A 20,427-nucleotide genomic window follows, 5' to 3' on the forward strand; every position below is an offset into this window, starting at 1 on the left:
TGTTGGCCCAGCCGCCGCCCCCGCCGAGCCACGCCGTGCTGATCACCGAGGCGAACAGCGGCGGGACACCGGCGGCGAGCGTCAGCGACGACCAGTCGCGCCGCAGCTGCACCGGCGCCGTCGCGAGCTGGATCATCAGCAGGAAGGTGACCAGTTCGGGGGTGAACCCGCGGACGATCATCGGCGCGCACACGGCACAGCCGATGACGACGGCGGAGGCCAGCAGCGGCGATTCCCAGCGCACGGCCACGAGCAGCCCGCCGACGGCGACCGCCAGCCCGGCGGCGAGCCCGGCGAGCACCGGCAGGAATTCGTACAGCGTGGTCGCGGCGACGACGTCGAGGTAGAGCGTCGCGATACCGGTGGCGGCCAGCGCGAACGCCCCGGTGCGGCCGGCGGGCTTGCGGTGCAGCCAGACGCCGGTGCCGGTCAGCGCCAGCCCGAACCCGGCGCCGACGAGCACCCGCGGCAGCGGCCCGAGCCACCCCCGCTGCACGGCCAGCACCAGCAGCAGGACGACGCCGAGCAGCGTCACGGCCCCGCCGACCCAGGCGAGCACCCGGCTGCCGGCGCCTTCCTTGCCGAGCTTCTCGCCCAGCGTCTGCCGCGGAACCGGCAGGTACGGCGTCGGCGCCGGGGCGTACGGCGGCCGCTGCGGGGCGTACTGCGGCTGGGGCGGCTGCCACTGGTACTGCGGCCACGGGACCGACTCGGGCCGCACCGACCGGGGCGGCGGTTGCGGCTGTGGCTGCGGCGGTGGTTCAGGCTGTGGCTGTTCGGGCGCTTTCGGCTGTTCGGCCGCCTTTTGCTGCTCGGGCTGCTTTTGCTGCTCGGGCTGTGGCTGCTGCTCGGCGTGCGTCTCCTGGCCGGCTCGCTCGGGCTGCTCGTCCCGGACGGTCCGCAGTTCGGAGCCCACCAGGGCGAGACGACGCCCCAGGTCGTCGATCTCGCCGGCGAGCCGGAGGAGCACATCTGCTTCGGTGGTCATACCGGACAGGGTCACCCAAAGGCGTCACCTGCGGATCCGTAGCACTACTCAATCCCGGGTCACGTCCTGGTCGCGGCCCGCACCTCGTCCATGGTGGTCATGATCGAGACGGTCTCGGCCAGCGGCATGAGCGGGCTTTCGGTCTCCCCGGCGGCCAGCCGCAGCGCCACTTCGTCGGCCTGGTGCCGCAGGCCACGGCCTTCATCGACGTATTCGAAGCGCCGCCGCTCGCCTTCGCGCGGAATGAAGGTGAAGGAGGCGGGAGCGTAGAAGGGCCCGTCGACCTCGATGCGCGCCTCGGTGCCGACGATCGACGCGGTGGTCGGCGAAATCGCGCTCAAGGTGCAGGTCAGCACGGCCTGCGCGCCGCCGGCGTAGCCGAAGAGCATCGACATCTGCGCGTCGACCCCGGTGAAAGCGGGCGTCGCCATCGCGGCGACGCGCTCGGGCTGCCCGAGCACCATCGACGCGAAGGAAACGGGATAGATGCCCAGGTCGAGCAGGGCACCCCCGCCCAGTTCGGGAGCGAACAGCCGGAAGGCGGGGTCCTCGGCGAACCACTGCCCGTGGTCGGCGGCGACGGTGACGACGTCCCCGAGGCTGGGCAGGAGCTCGCGGATGTGCCGGATGTGCGGCAGGAACCGCGTCCACATCGCCTCCATCAGGAAGAGGCCCTGGGCGCGCGCGAGGTCGACGAGGTCGCGAGCCTCCTCGGCGCTCATCGTGAACGGCTTCTCGACGAGCACGGGCTTCCCGGCTTTGAGGGCGAGCCGCGCGTTGGCGTGGTGCATGGGATGCGGCGTCGCGACGTAGACGACGTCGACGTCCGGATCGTTCGCGAGGGCTTCGTAGCTGCTGTGGCGGGTGGGGATGTCCAGTTCGCCGCCGAACCGCTCGGCACTCCCGCCCGACCGCGACCCGACCGCGGCGACCACGCCGGACTCGGTGAGCTGCAGGTCCCGGGCGAAGGTGTCGGCGATCGCACCGGTACCCATGATCCCCCACCGCAAGGGCGTGTTCGTCATGCACCGAACCCTATGCCTGCCGGGAGCGGGCCAACAAATCCGCCCGGCGACTTCCCACGAGATTCGCCACGGAATCGGAAATCTGTTGACGCGGAGAAATATTGCGATCCCTCGTAATGCATCGGACGGTCGCGGCGACTCCGATTCGGACACCATCCGAAGGTGGCTTTCGAGGAGGTTCTCACGCATGGCCGGAATCGAGTGGTTCGGCACCGACCGGTTCGGTGCGGCGACGGAGCTTTCGTTCGAGGACCACCTCTGCCGGCGCATTGTCGAGGCCCTGCTGGTGAGCGCGAGAAACGGGGTGCCGCGGAACCCGACCGTCCGGGTTCCGATCGCCGAGCAGATGCTCACCCTGCTCCCGGTCGACCGGGCGGAGTTGCGCGTCCGCCTCGAACGCGCCGTGCTGCGCAACTGGCCCGGCGCTCCTCTCGGGACGGTCCGGGTGTTGTGCGAAACGATGACCGCCGACCGCAGTGAGGTCGAGGTCCTCGCGCCGGGCGACCGGGACGCGGTACCCACCGCGAACCACGGACCACCGCGGCCGGCGCAAGCCCGCCCCGCAGCGCCGCCGCACGCACGCCTCGCAGCGCCGCCGGTGGCCCGGTCGCTGATCCACCGCCCGACCGGCGCCCGGATCTTCCTGCCGTCACAAGGGATAACGCTCGGCCGGGCCGTGCCGCCTCCCGGCCGCCTCCAGGACACGCGGGCCGGCCGGCGCCACTGCCACGTGCTGCCGACGCCCACCGGTGTGCGGTGCGTCGACCTGCACTCCACGAACGGCACGTGGGTCGACGGGGTCCGCATCCACGGTTCGGCGGATCTCCGCCCCGGACAGGTGATCCGGATCGGCACCACGGAGTTCGCAGTGGACGGCTCACCCGGGCGGATCCAGTGCGAACCCTCGTAGCCCCCGGCGGCGGTTTCCGGCCACGAATTCGTGTGACAGTGGGAAACAGGACGATCAGGGGCAATCATGGCAGGAGGTACCGAGGTGCAGCGAAGGTTCGGTGATCTCCTTTTCTGGTGCGCCGGAGCGGATCCGGCGCTGACCGAAGGCAGCGGGGTGCAGCGGCTCGAACGGGCCCGGTACGTCTGCACCGGGCTCGCTGTCCTGCTCACGGCGCTGGCCAGCGGCATTTCGATGACGATGGTGATCGGCACCGTCCAGCACGCGTTTTCGTCGTGGCACCTCGTTCTGGCCGCATTCTGGGCGCTGATCATCTTCAACCTCGACCGCAGTTTGGTCAGTTCGGTTTCGTACGGAAAGCCGGAGGGGCAACCGCGGCGCGAGTGGACCGGTGTGGCCGGCAAGGTCGCTGCCGTTCTCGGCCGGTGTCTCCTCGCCGTTGTCATCGCCTCCGCCGTTTCCGAGCCCGTGTTGCTGACGATGTTCGCGCCGGAGATCGCGCACCAGGTCGACATCGACCGGAACGGCCAGGAAAAGAAGACGCGAGAACAGGTGGAAGCGACTTTCGCGCAGCGACGTGCGGAAATCGAGCGCGCCTGGGCAACCGCGCAGCAAGCCACCGTCGACGCTCAGGCCGCCCGCGACAAGGCGCAGAAGGACGTGGACGACGAGATCGCGGGCAAGCACGGCACCGGCGTCGGGTGCTCGCTGCGGGACGGCAGTCCGTGCGCCACCTACCAGGCGACGCTCAGAGAGCGGCAGAACCAGGTCGCGACGGCTCAGGAAGCAGAGGGCAAGGCGAAGACGAAGTACGGCGCAGATCTCGCGGCGCTCAAGACGGAGATCGACCAGAAGGTCATCGAGCAGGACCGCATCACTTCGCAAGCCAACGGCCTGCTCGCGCAGGAGAAGGCATTGGACGAGATCGTCGACGCCAATCCCGCGTTGAGCCTGCGGGTGTGGATCGTGCGGGGGATCTTCCTGCTCATCGACCTGCTCCCGATCATCTTCAAGTTCTTCGCGCCTCGAAGCGTCCACGACCGGGTTGCCCGGCGCACAGTTCTCCGGGCCTTCGAGCGCGAAGAGGCTCAGCACCAGGAAGACGAAGAACTCGAAGCCGCGCGCAGCCGGTCCCGGCGCGTCTCCGGCCTCGCGAGCATCCAGGCGGACGAGGACGTGCTGCTGGAACAGATCGCGAAGGAGAAGGACCTCGAGCTGGAACGGCTCAAGCTGGACCACGACCGGGATCTGCAGGTGCACCGCTGGCGGTACGAAGGCGAGGTCGCGGCGGCCAAGGCCGCGTTCGGGACGACCACCGTGCTCCCGTCGTCCCGCGACGACGAGGCGGACCGGCTGACGGTGGTCGACGACTCGCACGCCGAGACCGTCCTGCTCCCGCGGCAGCGCGAGCAACCGGCTCGCCGTGTCCTGGACGATCGCTGGGTGGTGGAGGGACCGCTGCCCGACGCGGATCGCCCGGGCTTCAGCCTGGTCCTGCTCGCCCACGACCTGCTCGAGCCGAGCTTGTCGGTGGTCGTCAAACGAGCGGTCGAACACGACTACGCCCAGGAAGCCATCGAGAAGGACCTGCACTTCCTGCGGAAGATCCGGAGCAAGTTCGTGGCACCCATGCTCGGCGTGGGCCGGGACCCGCTGTTCGGCGCCTACATCGTCACGCCGAGGTACCCGCAGACGTTGAGCAGACTGCTGCGCGACGGCGACAGCGTCCGGACCCTGGAGTGGTCCATCCGCATCGTCGGGCAGGTGCTGCTGGGGCTGATGGACTCGTGGACCGCCGGCTGCGTCCACCTCGACATCAAGCCGGCCAACATCGCGCTGGACCCCGACGGCAACGTGCGGCTGATCGACTTCGGCCTCGCCAAGGCGGTCGACGACGGCACCCAGCCGCCGACCGGCGGCGAGATCAAGTTCACCCGCTGGTACGCCCCTCTCGAACAGGTGCTTCGCGAGCCGCGCAACGGCTGGGCCAGCAGCGCGAGCGACGTCCGCGCGGTCGGGGCGGTCTGGTACGAGCTGCTCACCGGGCAGCGGCCGCTCTACCACGAGGCGCGGGCGAACGGGTGGGATCCGGACGGCATCGGCGTCCACCAGCTGGTCGAGCTGCTGCGCGAGCACGACCCGATCGATCCGCGGGTCCTGAACCCCGACCTGCCCGAGTCGGTCGCGGTGCTCGTCATGCAGTGGCTCCACCGCAATCCGGCGAAGCGCGTGTCCGGGCAGCTCGGCGACCGGAGTCACGCCGAACTGGCCTACGAGGCACTGGAGCTGGTGCGGCAGGACGTGCAGGACCGGGACGTGCAGTACCAGCTGCTGCCGCCGAACCAGCTGGCGGCCGGCAGCTCCGGCGACGACGGCGGACCGTCGTCCGCTCCCACCAACCTCGGAGGTGACGGGAAATGGTGAACGTGCTGTCGGTGCTGATCGGGTTCGTCGCCGGTATCGCGACGACGATCTGCACGTTGACGCTCTTCCGCCACACGACGGCAGCCGGACGTCCGGTCCGCTCGCGGGAGCACCGGGGACGGAAGACGAGAACCCGGCGCCGTGAGCTCGCCCTCGCCGAAGCCGAAGCGGTTCCGGAGCCGCTGCCGGGCGAGCGGCCCTTGGCCCTGCCCGCGGCCGAGAGCCTCCGGCAGCTCGAGAGAGAGCGGGCCGACCGGATCGACGACGGCGAGCCGCCGGGCACCGAGGTCTTGGCGGCCGCGCCACCCGGCACCGAACTCGTCGTGCGTGATTCCGCAGCACCACTGCGCCCCGCCGATCCCGCAACGGAAGTACTCGTCGCGGCCGACCTGCAGCCGTCCCGGAAAGCCGTGGCGGAGCAGCCGGCTTCACCGGTGGCCGAAGGCGGCGAACAGCGTCGCCGGGTCGCCACGACCCTCGCCTGGCTGCGCGGCACCGACGACTTCCTGCTCAGCCGGGCCAGCACCGTGATCGGCCGCAGTTCGCAGTGCGACATCGTGCTCGGCGGCGATCGCGTGAGCAGGCGGCATTGCGTGATCAGCCAGATCGAGGACGACTGGTGGCTGGAGGCGTTCCCGACGAGCAACGGCACGTCGCTCAACGGGCAGGCGGTATCGCCGGGCCGCCCGGTCCGGCTGCGAAACGGCGACGAAGTCTGCCTCGGCGGCGCGGAGGTGCTCAGCCTGGTCGTCCCCCGCGACCGCGCGGGCGAGCTGTGCTTCGACGCCTTCGGCGACAGCGTGATCGGCAGCCGGCGGAAGAACGAGGACGCCTTTTTCGCGGACTTCTCCGTCGTCGCCGTCGCCGACGGCGTGGGCGGCCGTCCGGCGGGAGCGGTGGCGGCCCGGATGGCGGTGGACGGGGTGCGGCACGCCGGCCCGGAGCAGGACCTGGCCATGACCGCGGCCAACCTGAACCGCGCGATCCGCGCCCGCGGAGCCGACGACGTGCTGGCGACCGGGCTCGCCACCACCCTCGACGTCGCGATGCTGCGGCCGCACGGCACGCGCTTCCGCGTCGAAGGCCTGCACGTCGGGGACGGCACCGTCCTGCTGCAGACGGAGGCGGGGATCAGCCGCCTCGTCCAGCCGCACGCCACGCAGGGCTTCGCGCTCGCGGGACGGCGTGACCCGGTGGCCAAGGGCCGGCTGCTCCGGGCGGTGGGCCTTACGGACTCGGTGCAGCCCGACCACTGGGAGAAGATCGCCGCGGTGGGGCAGCGGTTCGTGCTGGCCACGGACGGTCTGGTCGGCTCGCTCGGTGCCGAACGCCTCGAGGAGGTGCTCCTCGCCGCGCGCGACGAGCCGCCTCGAGAGTGCGTGGCCACCCTGCTGGCCATGGTGGGACAGGTCGGTGCGGCCGACAACGTGACCGTCGTCGTCGCCGACGTGATCGAGGAACGAAAGCAGGGATGAACGTGGCTCGCCTGACCTTGATCACCCCGCCGCAGCCGGACCGGGACGTCCTGGCCGGCACCGAGGTCTACCTCGACCGGGAGTTCTTCTCGGGCGCCAGTGGCCGGGTCGCCATTTCCCGCCGGCCCAACACGCCCTGCCTGCGTTATCGAGCGGGGGACTGGTGGCTGGACAACGACTCGACCGCGCACAACGGCCTGCTCTCGGTCCACTTCGCCGGTGAGCCGAAGCGGGTTCAGGTGCCGCAGCGGTGTTCGGTGCGCCTCCCGGACGGTCGCGCCGAGGTGATCGCCTGGAACAAGGAATGCCGGTTGTGGCTGGCCATCGAAGGATCGGCGCACCAGGGCGTCAAGGTCGGCACCCCGGACGGCGAGCGCACCGAAGTCGGCGTGCCGGGCGCGGTGCTCCGGGTGCGCGAGCTGTGGCAGCGGGTGCCGGTGCACCGGGTGATCCTCGCCGCGCACTACCGCGAGTACTTCACGGCCGGGCTGCACGCGCCGGCCCCGCAGGGCCGCACGCAGACAATGCGGTGCATGGGGCAGGAGAAGGCCACCCAGCTCGACCGGGCCCTCCGCGAGACGATGGACGCGGTCTGGGGCGAGCAGGGGCACGGCGAAGAGCTGCCGGACTACCTGATCAGCCAGCACCTCCTCGGACCGCGTGACCTGCACCTCGTACCGCACCGGGCGTGCCGCCACCAGCGCCCCGGCCCGGTCGGGCACGACAGCAACTGACCGGCGCTCCGCCGCCTGCGCACCGTTCCGAGCCCTCGATCGGCGTGATCGACACCACAGGCGACAATGGAGGACGTGACCGCGACCCTGAGCAAGCCCGCCCTGCAGATCGGCCCCTACGAGGTCGATCCGCCGGTGGTGCTCGCGCCCATGGCCGGGATCACCAACGTCGCCTTCCGGCAGCTGTGCGCCGAGTACGGTGCCGGTATCTACGTGTGCGAGATGATCACTGCCCGCGCCGTCGTCGAACGGCACCCCGGGACCATGCACATGATGACCTTCGGCGCCGACGAAAAGCCCAGGTCCATGCAGCTTTACGGGGTGGACCCGAAGACCATGGCCGAGGCTGTCCGGATCATCGTCGGCGAGGGGCTCGCCGACCACGTCGACTCCAACTTCGGCTGCCCGGTCGCGAAGGTGACGCGCAAGGGCGGCGGGGCCGCGCTGCCGTTCAAGCGGAAACTGTTCGAAGCCATCGTGCGCGAGTCCGTGAAGGCGGCCGGGGACACGCCGTTCACGGTGAAGTTCCGCATCGGCATCGACGACGACCACCACACCTTCCTCGACGCCGGCCGCATCGCCGAAGCCGAAGGCGCCGCCGCCGTAAGCCTGCACGCGCGCACCGCCGCCCAGCGCTACTCCGGCCAGGCCGACTGGACGAAGATCGCCGCGCTGAAGGAGGCCGTGACCAGCATCCCGGTGCTCGGCAACGGCGACATCTTCTCCGCCGCCGACGCCCTGCGCATGGTCGAGGAGACGGGCTGCGACGGCGTCGTCGTCGGCCGCGGCTGCCTCGGCCGCCCGTGGCTGTTCGGCGAGCTCGAAGCGGCTTTCCAGGGCCGCGCGCTGCCCACCCCGCCGAACCTGGGCGAGGTGGCGGCCGTGCTCCGCCGCCACACGGAACTGCTGGTCGAGCACGACGGCCACGACAAGGCGATGCGCGACATCCGCAAGCATATGGCCTGGTACCTGATGGGCTTCCCGGTCGGCTCCGAGCTCCGCCGCGGCTTCGCGATGCTGTCGTCGATGGACCAGCTCGACGACCTGATCGCCCAGCTCGACCACTCGGCACCGTTCCCGGACGCGGCCACCGGCCCGCGCGGCCGTCAGGGCTCGCCGGGCAAGGTCACGCTGCCGCATGGCTGGCTCGACGATCCGGACGACGACTGCGTCCCGGAAGCCGAAGATATGCACTCGGGCGGCTGAGCTGCACCAGGCTCAGGCCGAACAGCAACACCCCCAGCGGCACGTGCACGACCTTGACGTGCGCGATCCCGAGGAACACCTGCGCTGTCACAAGGCCCAGGAACACGGCCGCGTAGAGGATCATCCCCGGCGAGCCCCCACCGGGCCGCCACACCAGGACCGCGGCGACCACCTGCACCACGGCGACAATCCACACCGTGTAGGCCGAAGCACTGTGCAGGACGTGCCCGTTCGGGGTGGTCAGCAGCAGGCCGGCGGTGATCGGCGCCAGGAAGAGCGCCAGCGTCTGCAGCGCGATCGTGCCGCGCAGAAAGATCGTCATGCCCGGTAGACGGCGCAGCCGCGCGGAATGTGAGGTCGACCGCCCGATCGGGTGAGCCGGCCGACCGTGACATCTGTCAGCCCGAAGTCGTGGCGGACGGCATCCTTGCCGAAGCCCCCGCCGCGACAAGCTCGTCCCATGACGACGAACCAGCCCGCAAGCTCCCTGGTCAAGACCCTCGCGATCGAGGTCGCCGTGCCCATCGGCGTCTACTACGCACTCCACTCGCTCGGCGCGAGCGACTTCACCGCCCTCGCCGTCTCCGGGGTCTTCCCGCTGGCCAGGACGCTCTACCAGTTCGCCAAGGACCGCACGCTCAACGGCCTCGCCCTCGTCGTCCTCGTCACGAACGTCGTGGGCATGCTGCTCACCTTCGTCTCCGGCGACGCCCGGATGATGATCGCCAAGGATTCGCTCGGCAGCGGGATCACCGGCCTGGTCATCCTCGCCTCCGCCTTCACCGCGGCCCCGATCATGACCAAGACGATGCGGCCCTTCCTCACCCGCGGCAAGGCGGAGAACGAAGCCGCGTGGGAACGGCTCAGCGGCACCGAAACCTTCGACGCCATCCTGCGGCGCTGCAGCGTGATCTGGGGCATCGGCTTCGCGCTGGAAAGCGCGGTTCGCATCGTCGGCGCCTTCACGCTGCCGATCTCGACCATGGTGTGGCTGAGCACCGCCATCTTCGCGGGCGCCTTCGCGGTGATCATGGTCGTCTCCGGCAAGGTGGCCGAGAAGGCCGGCAAGATGATCGTCGCCGACGCGAAGCCCCTCGTGGCCGCTTGACCTGCAACAACGCCGGGTGTACAGGTGTGGACATGTACAGCAAGCGGCAGCAGCTGGTCGGCGACCTCACCGACCTGATCCGCTCCGGGCGCCTCGCCCACGGCGAACGCCTCCCCGGCGAGAACCAGCTCGCCCTGCAGTACCAGGTCAGCCGCGGCACCGTCCGCAGCGCGCTGTCCGAGCTCCAGCAGCTGGAGCTCATCTCCACCCAGGCCGGTGTCGGCTCCTTCGTCATCTTCGACGGCGTCCAGCTCGACCAGCGGATCGGCTGGGCGCAGGCCCTCGCCGACGCCGGCGCGCCGGTCACCACCGAACTGCTCGGCATCGAGGCCGTCGAAGACCGGGCCCTCGAAGAAGAATTCGGCGAACCGGCCTACGTCGCCGTGCGGCGGCTGCGGCGGGAGCACGACCGCGGGATCTCCCTGGAAACCGCCACCGTGCCCGCCGTCGGGCCGCTCGCCGGCCTCCCCGAGACCGGCCTGCGGGACGGCTCCCTGACCAAAACCCTCGAAGCCGCCGGGCGGATCTCCGTCGGCGGCGACCAGTGGATCAGCACCGAACGCCTCGACGCCTGCGCCGCCGAACTGCTCGGCCGCAGCATCGGCGAACTCTTCCTCCGCGCCGAACGGACGTCGGTCGACATCGAAGGCCGGCTCGTCGAGCGGGTCGTCAGCCTGCTGGACCCGGACCGGTTCCAGTTCCACCTCACCTTCGGACACCGGTGACCGCGCGGGACCGGGCGCTCGGCGCGTTCACCGGGCTGGCCGTCGGCGACGCGCTCGGCATGCCGACGCAGTCGATGTCCCGCGCCGCCATCGCCGCCACCTACGGACCGGTCACCGGCCTGCTCACCGCCGTCGCCGAACAGCCGGTCGCGCCGTCGATGCCCGCCGGCTCGGTCACCGACGACACCGAACAGGCCGTGTTGCTGGCCCGGCTGCTCATCGACGGCCGCGGTGTCGTCGAGCCGCACGTCTTCGCCGACGCCCTGCTGATCTGGGAGGCCGACATGGTCCGCCGCGGCTCCGCGGACCTGCTCGGGCCGTCCACCAAACGCGCGCTCGCGCGGCTCCAGGACGGCGTCCCGGCCGACGAAGCCGGCCGCACCGGCACCACCAACGGCGCCGCCATGCGGGTCGCGCCGGTCGGCATCGCCACGCCGTCGGAAAACCTGCACCGCCTGGTCGACGCGGTCGTCGCGACCGCGCGGGTCACGCACAACACCAGTTTGGGCATCGCTTCGGCCGCGGCGGTCGCGGCCGTCGTCTCCGCCGGGGTCGACGGCGCGAGCCTGGCCGAAGCCCTCGACGCCGGTGAGCGCGCCGCCGTCGTCGGCGGGGAACGCGGGCACTGGGCGCCCGGCGGGGAGATCGCCGCCCGGATCCGGTGGGCGCGCGACTGGGTGCGGGGCATGGCGCCGGCCGCCGTCGCCGACGCGGTCGCGCAGGTCATCGGCACGTCGGTCGCGTCGCAGGAGTCCGTCGTGGCCGCATTCGCGCTGGCCGAAGCGATGGGTGATGACCCGCCGTCGGCGTTGCGCCTGGCCGCCGGGCTCGGCGGCGACACCGACACCGTCGCCGCGATCTGCGGGGCGATGCTCGGCGCCGCGCACGGTGTCGGCGCCTTCCGCCCCGACGTCGTCGAAACCGTGCTCGCCGTCAACCGGCTCGAATTCGGGCCGCTCGTCGACGAACTCCTGAAGCTGCGCCGCCGATGACCGGGCGGCTGGTGCACACCGGGCAGGTCGTCGTCGACCTCGTCATGGCGGTGCCGGCCCTGCCCCCGGTCGGCGGCGACGTTCTCGCTTCATCAACGAACCTGTTGCCCGGCGGCGGTTTCAACGTCATGTCCGCTGCGGCACGCTCCGGCGCGAAAGTGCTTTACGCTGGCAGCCACGGAATCGGCGGCTTCGGCGATCTCGTCCGCGGCGCCCTCGCGGCCGAAGGTATTGCCCTGGCCCACGATCCGGTGTCCGAAATGGACACTGGGGTCGTCGTCGTGCTGGTAGATACGACCGGAGAACGCACCTTCGCGACCGGCACCGGCGCCGAAGGGCGGCTGAGCACCGAACTTCTCGCCCGCGTCACCCCAAAGAATGACGACGTCGTGTACGTGAGCGGATACAGTTGGTTGCACGAGATCAATCGCGGCGCCCTCATCGAGTGGCTGCCCCGGCTGCCCGGCTCGAAGATCCTGTTCGACCCCGGCCCGCTCATCACCGACATCGACCCTGGAGACATCCATGACCTTTTGTCCACCATAGACATTCTGAGTTGCACCGCCCGCGAAGCCGAGGTGCTGGGCGAGCTGCCGCCCGTCGCCATCGTCCGCGAGGGCGCGAAAGGCTGTCGTGTCCACGAAAACGGCCGGATCACCGACGTCCCCGGGTACCCGGTCGACGTCGTGGACACGACCGGCGCCGGCGACACGCACTGCGGCGTGCTGGCCGCGGAGCTGTTGCGCGGCAGCACCGTCCTCGACGCCGCCGTGCGCGCCAACGCGGCGGCCGCGCTTTCGGTGACCCGGCGCGGCCCGGCGACGGCGCCGGGCCGGGAAGAGATCGACCAGCTGGTGGAGGCCATGCGATGACCGGTTCCCGCAGGCTCGAGGTGGAGACCAACGGCCTCGACGTGATCGACGACGCCGAGCGGCGCGGGCGCCCGCGGCAGCTTTTCTGGCCGTGGTTCGGCGCGAACGTGTCGGTGCTGGGGCTGAGCTACGGCTCGTTCACCCTCGGCTTCGGCATCTCGTTCGGGCAGGCGCTGGTCGCCGGCGTGGTCGGCATCCTGTTCTCGTTCCTGCTGTGCGGGTTCATCGCCATCGCCGGCAAACGCGGGTCGGCGCCGACGATGCTGCTCTCGCGGGCGGCGTTCGGCGTGCGCGGCAACCGGCTGCCGTCGGCGATCTCGTGGCTGCTGACGGTCGGCTGGGAGACGGTGCTCGCCGCGCTGGCGACGCTGGCCACGGCGACGGTGTTCGAGCGCCTCGGCTGGGGCGGCGGGACACCGACGAAGGTGGTCGCGCTCGTCGTGGTGGCAGCGCTGACCGTCGCGGCGGGCGTGCTCGGCTTCGACGCGATCATGAAGCTGCAGACGTGGATCACCTGGATCACCGGCGTGCTCACGGTGGTCTACGTGGTCCTCGTGGCCGGCGACGTGCACTGGGACGCCGTCAGCGCGCTGCCGTCCGGCTCGGCGCAGCAGTGGGTCGGGGCGCTGGTCTTCCTGATGACCGGCTTCGGCCTCGGCTGGGTCAACGCGGCCGCGGACTACTCGCGCTACCTGCCGCGGTCGGCGTCGAGCCGGGGCGTGGTCGGCTGGACGACGTTCGGCGCGTCGGTGGCGCCGGTGGTGCTGCTGGTGTTCGGGCTGCTGCTGGCCGGCTCGTCGCCGGACCTGAACAAGGCGATCGCGGCGGACCCGATCGGCGCGCTGACGACGTTGCTGCCGCTGTGGTTCCTGGTGCCGTTCGCGATCGTCGCGGTACTCGGCCTGGTCGGCGGCGCGGTGCTGGACATCTATTCGTCGGGGCTGGCGCTGCTCTCGGCGGGCCTGCGCATCCCGCGCCCGGCGGCGGCGCTGGTCGACGGTGTGATCATGATCCTCGGCACGATCTACATCGTCTTCTTCGGCGGCGAGTTCCTCGGCCAGTTCCAGGGTTTCCTGGTGACGCTGGGGGTTCCGGTCGCGGCCTGGTGCGGCGTGATGCTCGCGGACGTCCTCCTGCGGCGCCGCGACTACGCCGAGCCGGACCTCTTCGACCCGGCGGGCCGGTACGGTGACGTCCGTGTCGGGCCGATCGCCCTGGTCCTGGTGGCCACGGCGCTCGGCTGGGGCCTGGTGACGAACACGTCCGCGGAATGGCTGAAATGGCAGGGCTACCTGCTGGAACCGCTGGGCCTGGGCGGCCGCGAAGGCGCGTGGGCCTTCGCGAACCTCGGCGTGCTGCTGGCGCTGGCCTTGGGGTTCCTGGTGACGTTGCTGACGCGGCGGCGGGTCCGCGAACAGGAGGCAGTGTGAGGAGAATTCTGGCGGTCATCGACCTGCAGAACGTGTTCGCCGACAGGGCGAGCCCGTGGTTCACTCCCCGCTTCGCCGAGGTGGTCCCACGAATCCACCGCTTGGTGACGGCTTTCGGTGACGACGTCGTGTTCACCCGGTTCGTCGCGCCCTCGCGCCCGGAAGGAGCGTGGCGCCGGTATTACGAGCAGTGGCCGTTCGCCTTGCAAGCGCCGGATTCGCCGCTGTATCAGGTGATCGACGCGTTCGAGCCGACGTCCACAGTGGACGCGACCACGTTCGGGAAGTGGAACGCCCGCATGGCCACCCGGGTCGGCGGCGCGGGCCTGGTGCTGGCCGGCGTCTCGACGGACTGTTGCGTGTTGTCGACCGCCCTGGCGGCGGCGGACGCGGGTGTCGCGGTCACCGTGGTGTCCGACGCGTGCGCGGGCGTGGACGACGAGAGCCACGCGAAAGCGCTGGACATCCTGCGGCTGTACGCGCCCTTGGTGACGGTCGCCACAGTCGCGGAGGTGCTCGGCTAGGCTGGGCTCGGTGAGCCTCGAAGCCTCGGCGATCGCGTTGACCACGGCGGTGGTGAAGGCTGCCGCCAAGATCTGGCTCGGAGATCGCCCGATCGCCGCGGACGCCACGGCCAAGGTGTTCGACCTGCTCGAGAAGCAGGTGGCCGGTCTCAACGACCGCCGCAAGCTCCGGCTGTTGTTCACCAACCTCGAGTCCCGGGTCGCGGATCGGCTCCTGCCGTTCCTCGACGTCGAGTTCCGCTCGCTGCCGGAGAACGAGCGCGCGGCCGCAGTCGATGCGGTACGTGAGACGTTCGAGCGCGCCGCGTTGACCGACGAAGACCTGTTCGACGCCGATCTCGACGCCGCGTACCTCTACCGCTACCTGCTCCGGACCGTCCCCGGCGTCACCCGGCTCCTCTCGGCCGACGCGACCGAGCTGTACCAGCGGGTGCTGCGGGAAAGCTGCGCGTACCTGGTGCAGGTGACGAGCACCCTGCCGCGCTTCCAGCCGGGCGCGCTCGTCGAAATCCTGCAGCGCGAGACCGAGATTCTCGAGACGGTCCGGAAGGTGCTGGCGACGCTACCGGAACGCCGTCACCCGGACGACTTCGCCGCGGACTTCCGCCGCCAGGTCGTGACGGCGCTCGACCGAATGGCGCTGTTCGGCGCGGGCCTGGCCGAGGCGACCCGGCTGTACCCGCTGTCGGTCGCCTACCTGAGCCTGAGCGTCACGTCCGAGGACGACGTCGCCGGCGATCGGATCGAGCACGTGCTGCCGCGGACGTCGAGGATCCTCCTGCGCGGTGAAGCCGGCTCCGGCAAAACGACGCTGCTGCAGTGGCTGGCCGTCCAGTGCGCGAGCCGGCAGCTGCAGAACGTCGACGGCTGGAACGACCTCGAGCCGTTCCTGGTGCGGCTGCGCCGGTTCAGCCACTCGCCGCTGCCGACCCCGGAACGCTTCCTCGACGAGGTCGGCAGGCACATCGCCGACGAGATGCCGTCCGGCTGGGTGCAGCGGCACCTGCGCCAGGGCCGGGCCGTCGTGCTCGTCGACGGCCTCGACGAGGTCCCGGACGTGCGCCGCCGCGAGGTGCGTGAATGGCTGCGCGAGCTCGTCGGCGCGTTCCCGCGCGCCCGGTTCGTCGTCACCACGCGCCCGACCGCGGTGACCGCCGGCTGGCTGCGCGACGAGGGCTTCACCGAGGTCCGCCTCCAGCCGATGACCCCGCGCGACGTCCGGACGTTCGTCACGCGCTGGCACCACGCACTGCCGGACGGGCCGCTCGACCAGGAACGTGATGCCCTGATCGCGGCTATCGGCGCCCGCAGCGCGCTGCGGCGGCTCGCCGAGAACCCGCTGCTGTGCGCGTTGCTGTGCGCGCTGCACCACCAGGGCAACGGACGCCTTCCGGAGAACCGGATGGAGCTGTACGAAGTCGCGTTGCGCATGCTGCTCGACAGCCGCGACATCGAGCGCGGGATCGAGGCTCCCGTCCGGCTGTCGCTGACCGAGAAGCTGGTGCTGCTGCGGAGCCTGGCGTACTGGCTGGTCCGCAACGGCCACACGGACGTCCCGGCCGCCGACGCCGAAGCCCGCATCACGGCGAAGCTGCGTTCGATGGGCCAGATCGACGTGACGCCGCGGACGGTGTTCCGCCACCTGCTGGATCGCGGCGGCGTGCTGCGCGAACCGGTCCCGGGCCGGATCGACTTCGTGCACCGGACGTTCCAGGAGTACCTGGCCGCCGAAGAGGCGATCGAAGAGGACGACATCGGCATCCTGACGGCGAACGCCCACCGCGACGACTGGCGCGAAGTGGTGGTCCTGGCGGCGGGCCACGCCCATCCCGCGCAGCGCGAGCGCCTGCTGGACGGAATCCTCCAGTGGGACGCGGACGAGAAGGGCCGGCTGAAGCTCGACCTGGTGTCGCTGGCCTGCCTGGAGACGTCACCGGTGTTGAGCGAGCGGCTGCGCAACGAGATCGAAGATCGGGCCAGCACGCTGATCCCGCCGTCCAGCGACGAGAAGGCGGCGGCGCTGGCAAGAGCCGGCGAGTTCGTCCTCGACCTCTTGGCCACCGCTGACCCCGAAACTCCCGAAGCAACGGCGGCGACCGTCCACACGATCGCGTCGATCGGCGGGCCGGGGGCGTTCGAACTGCTGACCCGCTACCGCAATGCCCGGGAAAAGGCCGTGGTGGACAAGCTGGTCTGGGCCTGGGCCCGGTTCGACCCGATCGAGTTCGCCGAACGCGTGCTGGCCGATCTGCCGATCGATTTCCTGTGGTTGGACGAACCGGCGGCCCTGGCCGGCCTGAAGCACCTGCGGCATCTCAGGCGCCTCTTCTGTGACGTCACCGGTCCGGACGAGTTCTGCCTTGCGCCGTTGGCGGACACCTCGTTGGAAAGCATCATGCTGGAAGGGGGCCGGGCCGATGCCTCGACGGACATCGCACCGCTGTCAGGGATATCCACCCTTCGCGAGATCATCGCCACGACACCGACCCACGGGTGGGCGCGACTGGCCGAACTGCCGCTCCTGAAGGCACTCACGCTGAGCCACATCGAAGACATCGGCTTGATCGCCGAGCTGACCCCCTTGCGGCACCTGTCCGCGCTGACGCTGCGTGACCTCCCGCACCTCGCGGATCTGCGGTGTTTGTCCTTTCTGGACCAGCCGCACCAGCTCTGCTTCGAAGTCTGCCCCAGCCTCCGGGATGTCCGCGCCCTGGTTCACTGGGCCGGCAGCCTGACCGAGCTCAGCTTCTTCGATTGCCCCGAGGTGGACCTGAGCTTGTTGCCTTCCCTCACCGGCCTCCGGGTGCTGGAGCTCGCGAACACTCCCGTCCCGGACCTTCGGCTCGTGTCCCGGCTGAGCTCCCTCCGGGAACTGCACCTGCACGGTAGCGGCGACATCGATCTGAGCCCCCTCGCCGACCGGCCCGACATCGAAGTGAAAGCGACCGTCGCCCCCTCGTACTCCGACGTGGAAGCGGCAGCAAGCGATAGATTCAGGTCGTGATCGACCACATCAGCATCCCCACCGAGGCCGGTTCCTTCGACGCCATCGCCGCCGGGCCCGAAGAGGGGCGGCCCGTGCTGTTGCTGCACGGCTTCCCCGAAGCCGCGATCGAATGGGAGCACCAGGTTGCCACCCTCGGGGTGCTCGGGTTCCGGGCTGTCGCGCCGGATCAGCGGGGGTACTCGCCTGATGTGCGGCCCGAGCAGGCCGGCGACTACTCCATCGATCACCTCGTCGGGGACGTCGTCGCGATCGCGGACGCGCTGGGGTGGCCGGAGTTCGACCTCGTCGGGCACGACTGGGGTGGCGCCGTCGCCTGGTGGACCGCCGACATGCACCCCGGACGTCTTCGCAGCCTCGCCGTCGTCTCGACGCCGCACCCGGGTGCGCTCGCCGATGCCATGAAGACCGATGAAGACCAGCACCTGCGGACGCGCTACATGACCGAGTGGCGGCAGACCCGCGTCACCGAGCGGCGGATGCTGGAGAACGGCGCCCGCGCGCTGCGGGAGATGTTCGATCGGCGTGTCTCACCGTCGAAAGTCGACGACTACGTGCAGCGGCTGTCCGAGCCGGGCGCGCTGACCGCCGCCCTCAACTGGTACCGGGCCGGGCGGCCGGGCGGGAAGATCGGCACCATCACCGTGCCGACGCTGTACATCTGGAGCACCGAGGACGTCTCCTTCGGCTCCACCGCCGCGCTCGACACCGCCAACCGGGTCACCGGGCCCTACCGGTTCGAGATGCTCGAAGACGTCTCGCACTGGGTGCCCGAAGAAGCGCCGGAGGCCGTCACCTCGCTGCTCGTGGAGCACCTCAACGCGCGGTGACGGCGCGTCACCCCGCCGGGCGGATCGCGGGTAACCCACCCGCCTCGCGGTACGGCGCACGGCGGGCCGTCGTGTTCACTGGGGCACGTGGATACCGCGACCGAACCCGAGACCGAGCAGGTCGTCTTCGTCACCGAGGACGGCGTGCCCACCGGCGAAACCGGCCCGAAGCTGGCCAGCCACCACGAGCACACCCGGTTGCACCTGGCCTTCTCGTGCTACGTCCTGCGGCGCAGCGACAACGCCCTACTGATCACCCAGCGTGCCCTTCACAAGAAGGTCTGGCCGGGGGTCTGGACCAACAGCGTCTGCGGCCACCCCGCGCCTGGCGAAGCGCTCGAGGACGCCGTCCGGCGCCGCGCGGGCTACGAGCTCGGCCTGCCGTCGCTGTCGGAGCTGCACTGCGTGCTGCCGAGTTACCGCTACCGGACGCCGCCGTTCCAGGGGATCGTCGAGAACGAGTTCTGCCCGGTGTTCGCCGCGTGGGCCGACGCCGAGCCGGCGCCGAACCCGGAAGAGGTCGGCGACTGGCGCTGGGTCGCCTGGACCGACTACACGGAGTTACTGAACGATGCGACGGCTAATGTGAGTTACTGGGCCAAGGACCAGTACTCGCAGCTCAAGGGCATCGAGCCGTTCTCCGGGCTTTGAGCCGAGTGCTTCGGAGAGTCACCGTCACAGTCCCGTTTGAGCGAAATTCATCTTCTTCGGCACCGGTACCTCAAGCGCGGCCGTCCCCTCGACGACAACCAAGGGGTGGTGGAGGTCGGGATGGTCGCCGAGGGCGAAGGCGCGCTGGGCCGGGCGGCCGGCCCGCAGCCGCCGGACCTGCTCCGCCTGCACGAGGCCATCGCCGGCCTCTTCGCCACCCAGGGCGACTGGCGGCGGGCCTACCAGCACCTGCGGTCCGCGCTGGACATCGCCCGCGACGGCAGCCTCCGCGACGCGCTGACGTCGAGTTACAACCGCCGTTACCTCGACGAGCGCCTGTACGGACCGCTCACCGACCGTCCGCCGCTGTCGCTGGCGCTGATCGATCTGGACCACTTCAAGGGCATCAACGACACGTACGGTCACCTCGTCGGCGACCGCGTCCTGCGCCGGGTCGCCGATCTGCTCCAGGAGAACCTGCCGCCGGACGGCTTCTGCGCCCGCTACGGCGGCGAGGAGTTCGTCCTGTGGTTGCCGGGCGTCGACGCCGGGCGGGCTCTCGGTGTCGTCGACGGCGCCCGGCTGCGCGTCGCCCGTCATCCCTGGTCAGAACTCCAGCCGGGCCTGCGCGTGACCATCAGCGCCGGCCTCGCGCACGAGCCCGGCACGCCGTCGTCGCCGGAGCGCCAGTTGCGCCGCGCGGACGGTCTGCTTTATGCCGCGAAACGCGCGGGCCGCAACAAAGTCGTCTATCACGACGCGCAAACGACACAGTTAATAACCCACTCTGAGTGACGCAAAGGGTGCATTACTCCGTCTGTCGACAAGGGGTATCACCCGTTTGTCGACGCGCACCGGCCGTTCGTCGACTCAAGGTGAAGAAAATTCCGATGGGGTGTCGTCACGAACGGGGGGTATCCGTACGATAACGAAAACCGCCGGGGGAACGATCACCTCCTGCGGGGGAAGACGGCCAAGTCGAAGCAACCCTTCGATCGCGCGAAAGGAGACCGAGTGCCGGACGAGCTCGACAGCCCGGGAACCGGTCGCCGCCCCGACGTTCCCGCGCGCCCCCGGCCCGGACGGCGCCGGTCGATGGAGGACCAGGGCGGGATCAGCGTCTCCGACGTCGTCGCCAAGACCACCGGCGCTCGCCCGGTGCCGCCGCGCGAGCAGCAGGACCGCCCCGACCAGCCGGGACGCCGGGTCCGCGCCGCCGAACCACCGGCCCCGCCGCGGTCGTCGCAGCCGCGCGTCCCGCGGCCGGCGCAGGGGCCCGCTGAAGACCCAGTACCCACGGACGCCACACGTCAACCGCGCGCCCCCCGCCCCCGCCAGCCCCGCCGCACGACGGCGGCCGCCCCGCTGCCCGAAGCCCCGCTCCAGCGACGCCCGCCGGCGGCCAACCCGGGCCCGCAGCAGACGTCGGCGGCGCAGCAGCCGCCCCGGCGCCCTCGCCGCCCGGGGGCCGAGGACGGGCCCGCACCGCGGCGCGCGCCGCGCCCGGACGCAGGAGCGCCCCAGCGGCC

18 protein-coding genes and 1 pseudogene are annotated in these 20,427 nt (G+C 70.8%); 16 read left to right on the forward strand and 3 right to left on the reverse strand.

Features of this window, described 5'->3' with window-relative positions; all coding sequences use genetic code 11:
- Together ACWEVN_RS33800 and ACWEVN_RS33805 are read right to left on the reverse strand one after the other, a co-directional pair.
- Positions 1-988, reverse strand: a 988-nt coding sequence (locus ACWEVN_RS33800; RefSeq protein ID WP_452053971.1) for a DUF2339 domain-containing protein, incomplete at its 3' end; no start/stop codon positions are given.
- Positions 989-1,047: 59 nt separating this feature from the next.
- The gene (locus tag ACWEVN_RS33805; RefSeq protein ID WP_452053972.1) at positions 1,048-2,013 is read right to left on the reverse strand and encodes a Gfo/Idh/MocA family protein; all 966 of its coding nucleotides are present in this window, start codon (positions 2,011-2,013) and stop codon (positions 1,048-1,050) included.
- Positions 2,014-2,200: 187 nt separating this feature from the next.
- On the opposite strand from ACWEVN_RS33805, the gene ACWEVN_RS33810 reads away from it, so the two are divergent.
- The 5 genes from ACWEVN_RS33810 to dusB all read left to right on the forward strand — a co-directional run bounded on the left by ACWEVN_RS33810 (position 2,201) and on the right by dusB (position 8,762).
- Positions 2,201-2,923: an FHA domain-containing protein gene (locus ACWEVN_RS33810; RefSeq protein WP_452053973.1), complete on the forward strand. Its 723-nt coding sequence runs from the start codon at positions 2,201-2,203 to the stop codon at positions 2,921-2,923.
- Between the two features lie 84 nt (positions 2,924-3,007).
- Positions 3,008-5,347 (forward strand): DUF4407 domain-containing protein, encoded by a 2,340-nt coding sequence (locus ACWEVN_RS33815; protein ID WP_452053974.1) that lies wholly within the window; start codon positions 3,008-3,010, stop codon positions 5,345-5,347.
- On the forward strand, positions 5,341-6,822 hold the full coding sequence (locus ACWEVN_RS33820) for an FHA domain-containing protein (protein ID WP_452053975.1): 1,482 nt from the start codon (positions 5,341-5,343) through the stop codon (positions 6,820-6,822). Before ACWEVN_RS33815 ends, ACWEVN_RS33820 begins: the two co-directional genes overlap by 7 nt.
- Complete coding sequence (locus tag ACWEVN_RS33825) at positions 6,819-7,556, forward strand: hypothetical protein (protein ID WP_452053976.1); 738 nt, start codon at positions 6,819-6,821, stop codon at positions 7,554-7,556. The genes ACWEVN_RS33820 and ACWEVN_RS33825 overlap by 4 nt, the downstream gene beginning before the upstream one ends.
- 66 nt (positions 7,557-7,622) lie before the next feature.
- Complete coding sequence (dusB, locus tag ACWEVN_RS33830) at positions 7,623-8,762, forward strand: tRNA dihydrouridine synthase DusB (protein WP_310969413.1); 1,140 nt, start codon at positions 7,623-7,625, stop codon at positions 8,760-8,762.
- Here dusB and ACWEVN_RS33835 read toward each other — a convergent pair.
- On the reverse strand, positions 8,683-9,084 hold the full coding sequence (locus tag ACWEVN_RS33835) for a hypothetical protein (protein ID WP_449681876.1): 402 nt from the start codon (positions 9,082-9,084) through the stop codon (positions 8,683-8,685). The genes dusB and ACWEVN_RS33835 overlap by 80 nt on opposite strands.
- A gap of 138 nt (positions 9,085-9,222) precedes the next feature.
- On the opposite strand from ACWEVN_RS33835, the gene ACWEVN_RS33840 reads away from it, so the two are divergent.
- The 11 genes and pseudogenes from ACWEVN_RS33840 to ACWEVN_RS33890 form a co-directional block, all read left to right on the forward strand.
- Positions 9,223-9,870, forward strand: a complete 648-nt coding sequence (locus tag ACWEVN_RS33840) for a VC0807 family protein (protein WP_449681875.1) — start codon at positions 9,223-9,225, stop codon at positions 9,868-9,870.
- Between the two features lie 32 nt (positions 9,871-9,902).
- Complete coding sequence (locus ACWEVN_RS33845) at positions 9,903-10,595, forward strand: GntR family transcriptional regulator (protein ID WP_449681874.1); 693 nt, start codon at positions 9,903-9,905, stop codon at positions 10,593-10,595.
- Positions 10,592-11,587: an ADP-ribosylglycohydrolase family protein gene (locus ACWEVN_RS33850; RefSeq protein ID WP_449681873.1), complete on the forward strand. Its 996-nt coding sequence runs from the start codon at positions 10,592-10,594 to the stop codon at positions 11,585-11,587. The genes ACWEVN_RS33845 and ACWEVN_RS33850 overlap by 4 nt, the downstream gene beginning before the upstream one ends.
- Positions 11,584-12,459 carry a PfkB family carbohydrate kinase gene (locus ACWEVN_RS33855; protein WP_452053977.1) on the forward strand — a complete coding sequence of 292 codons (876 nt, stop codon included), beginning with the start codon at positions 11,584-11,586 and terminating at the stop codon, positions 12,457-12,459. The genes ACWEVN_RS33850 and ACWEVN_RS33855 overlap by 4 nt, the downstream gene beginning before the upstream one ends.
- A complete protein-coding gene (locus ACWEVN_RS33860) occupies positions 12,456-13,889 on the forward strand; it encodes a purine-cytosine permease family protein (RefSeq protein WP_452053978.1) in 1,434 nt (477 codons plus the stop codon). The genes ACWEVN_RS33855 and ACWEVN_RS33860 overlap by 4 nt, the downstream gene beginning before the upstream one ends.
- Positions 13,886-14,413 carry a cysteine hydrolase family protein gene (locus ACWEVN_RS33865; RefSeq protein WP_449681870.1) on the forward strand — a complete coding sequence of 176 codons (528 nt, stop codon included), beginning with the start codon at positions 13,886-13,888 and terminating at the stop codon, positions 14,411-14,413. Before ACWEVN_RS33860 ends, ACWEVN_RS33865 begins: the two co-directional genes overlap by 4 nt.
- A gap of 10 nt (positions 14,414-14,423) precedes the next feature.
- Positions 14,424-17,417, forward strand: a complete 2,994-nt coding sequence (locus ACWEVN_RS33870) for an NACHT domain-containing protein (protein ID WP_452053979.1) — start codon at positions 14,424-14,426, stop codon at positions 17,415-17,417.
- The gene (locus tag ACWEVN_RS33875; protein WP_452053980.1) at positions 17,414-18,247 is read left to right on the forward strand and encodes an alpha/beta fold hydrolase; all 834 of its coding nucleotides are present in this window, start codon (positions 17,414-17,416) and stop codon (positions 18,245-18,247) included. The genes ACWEVN_RS33870 and ACWEVN_RS33875 overlap by 4 nt, the downstream gene beginning before the upstream one ends.
- Positions 18,248-18,334: 87 nt before the next feature.
- The gene (gene idi, locus ACWEVN_RS33880) at positions 18,335-18,898 is read left to right on the forward strand and encodes an isopentenyl-diphosphate Delta-isomerase (protein ID WP_449681867.1); all 564 of its coding nucleotides are present in this window, start codon (positions 18,335-18,337) and stop codon (positions 18,896-18,898) included.
- 120 nt (positions 18,899-19,018) lie between these two features.
- Positions 19,019-19,693 (forward strand): GGDEF domain-containing protein, encoded by a 675-nt coding sequence (locus ACWEVN_RS33885; RefSeq protein ID WP_449681967.1) that lies wholly within the window; start codon positions 19,019-19,021, stop codon positions 19,691-19,693.
- A 219-nt stretch (positions 19,694-19,912) separates the two neighbouring features.
- Positions 19,913-20,427: pseudogene (locus ACWEVN_RS33890) on the forward strand (LCP family protein); the annotation flags it as partial.

The organism is Amycolatopsis sp. NPDC003861 (assembly GCF_053605405.1).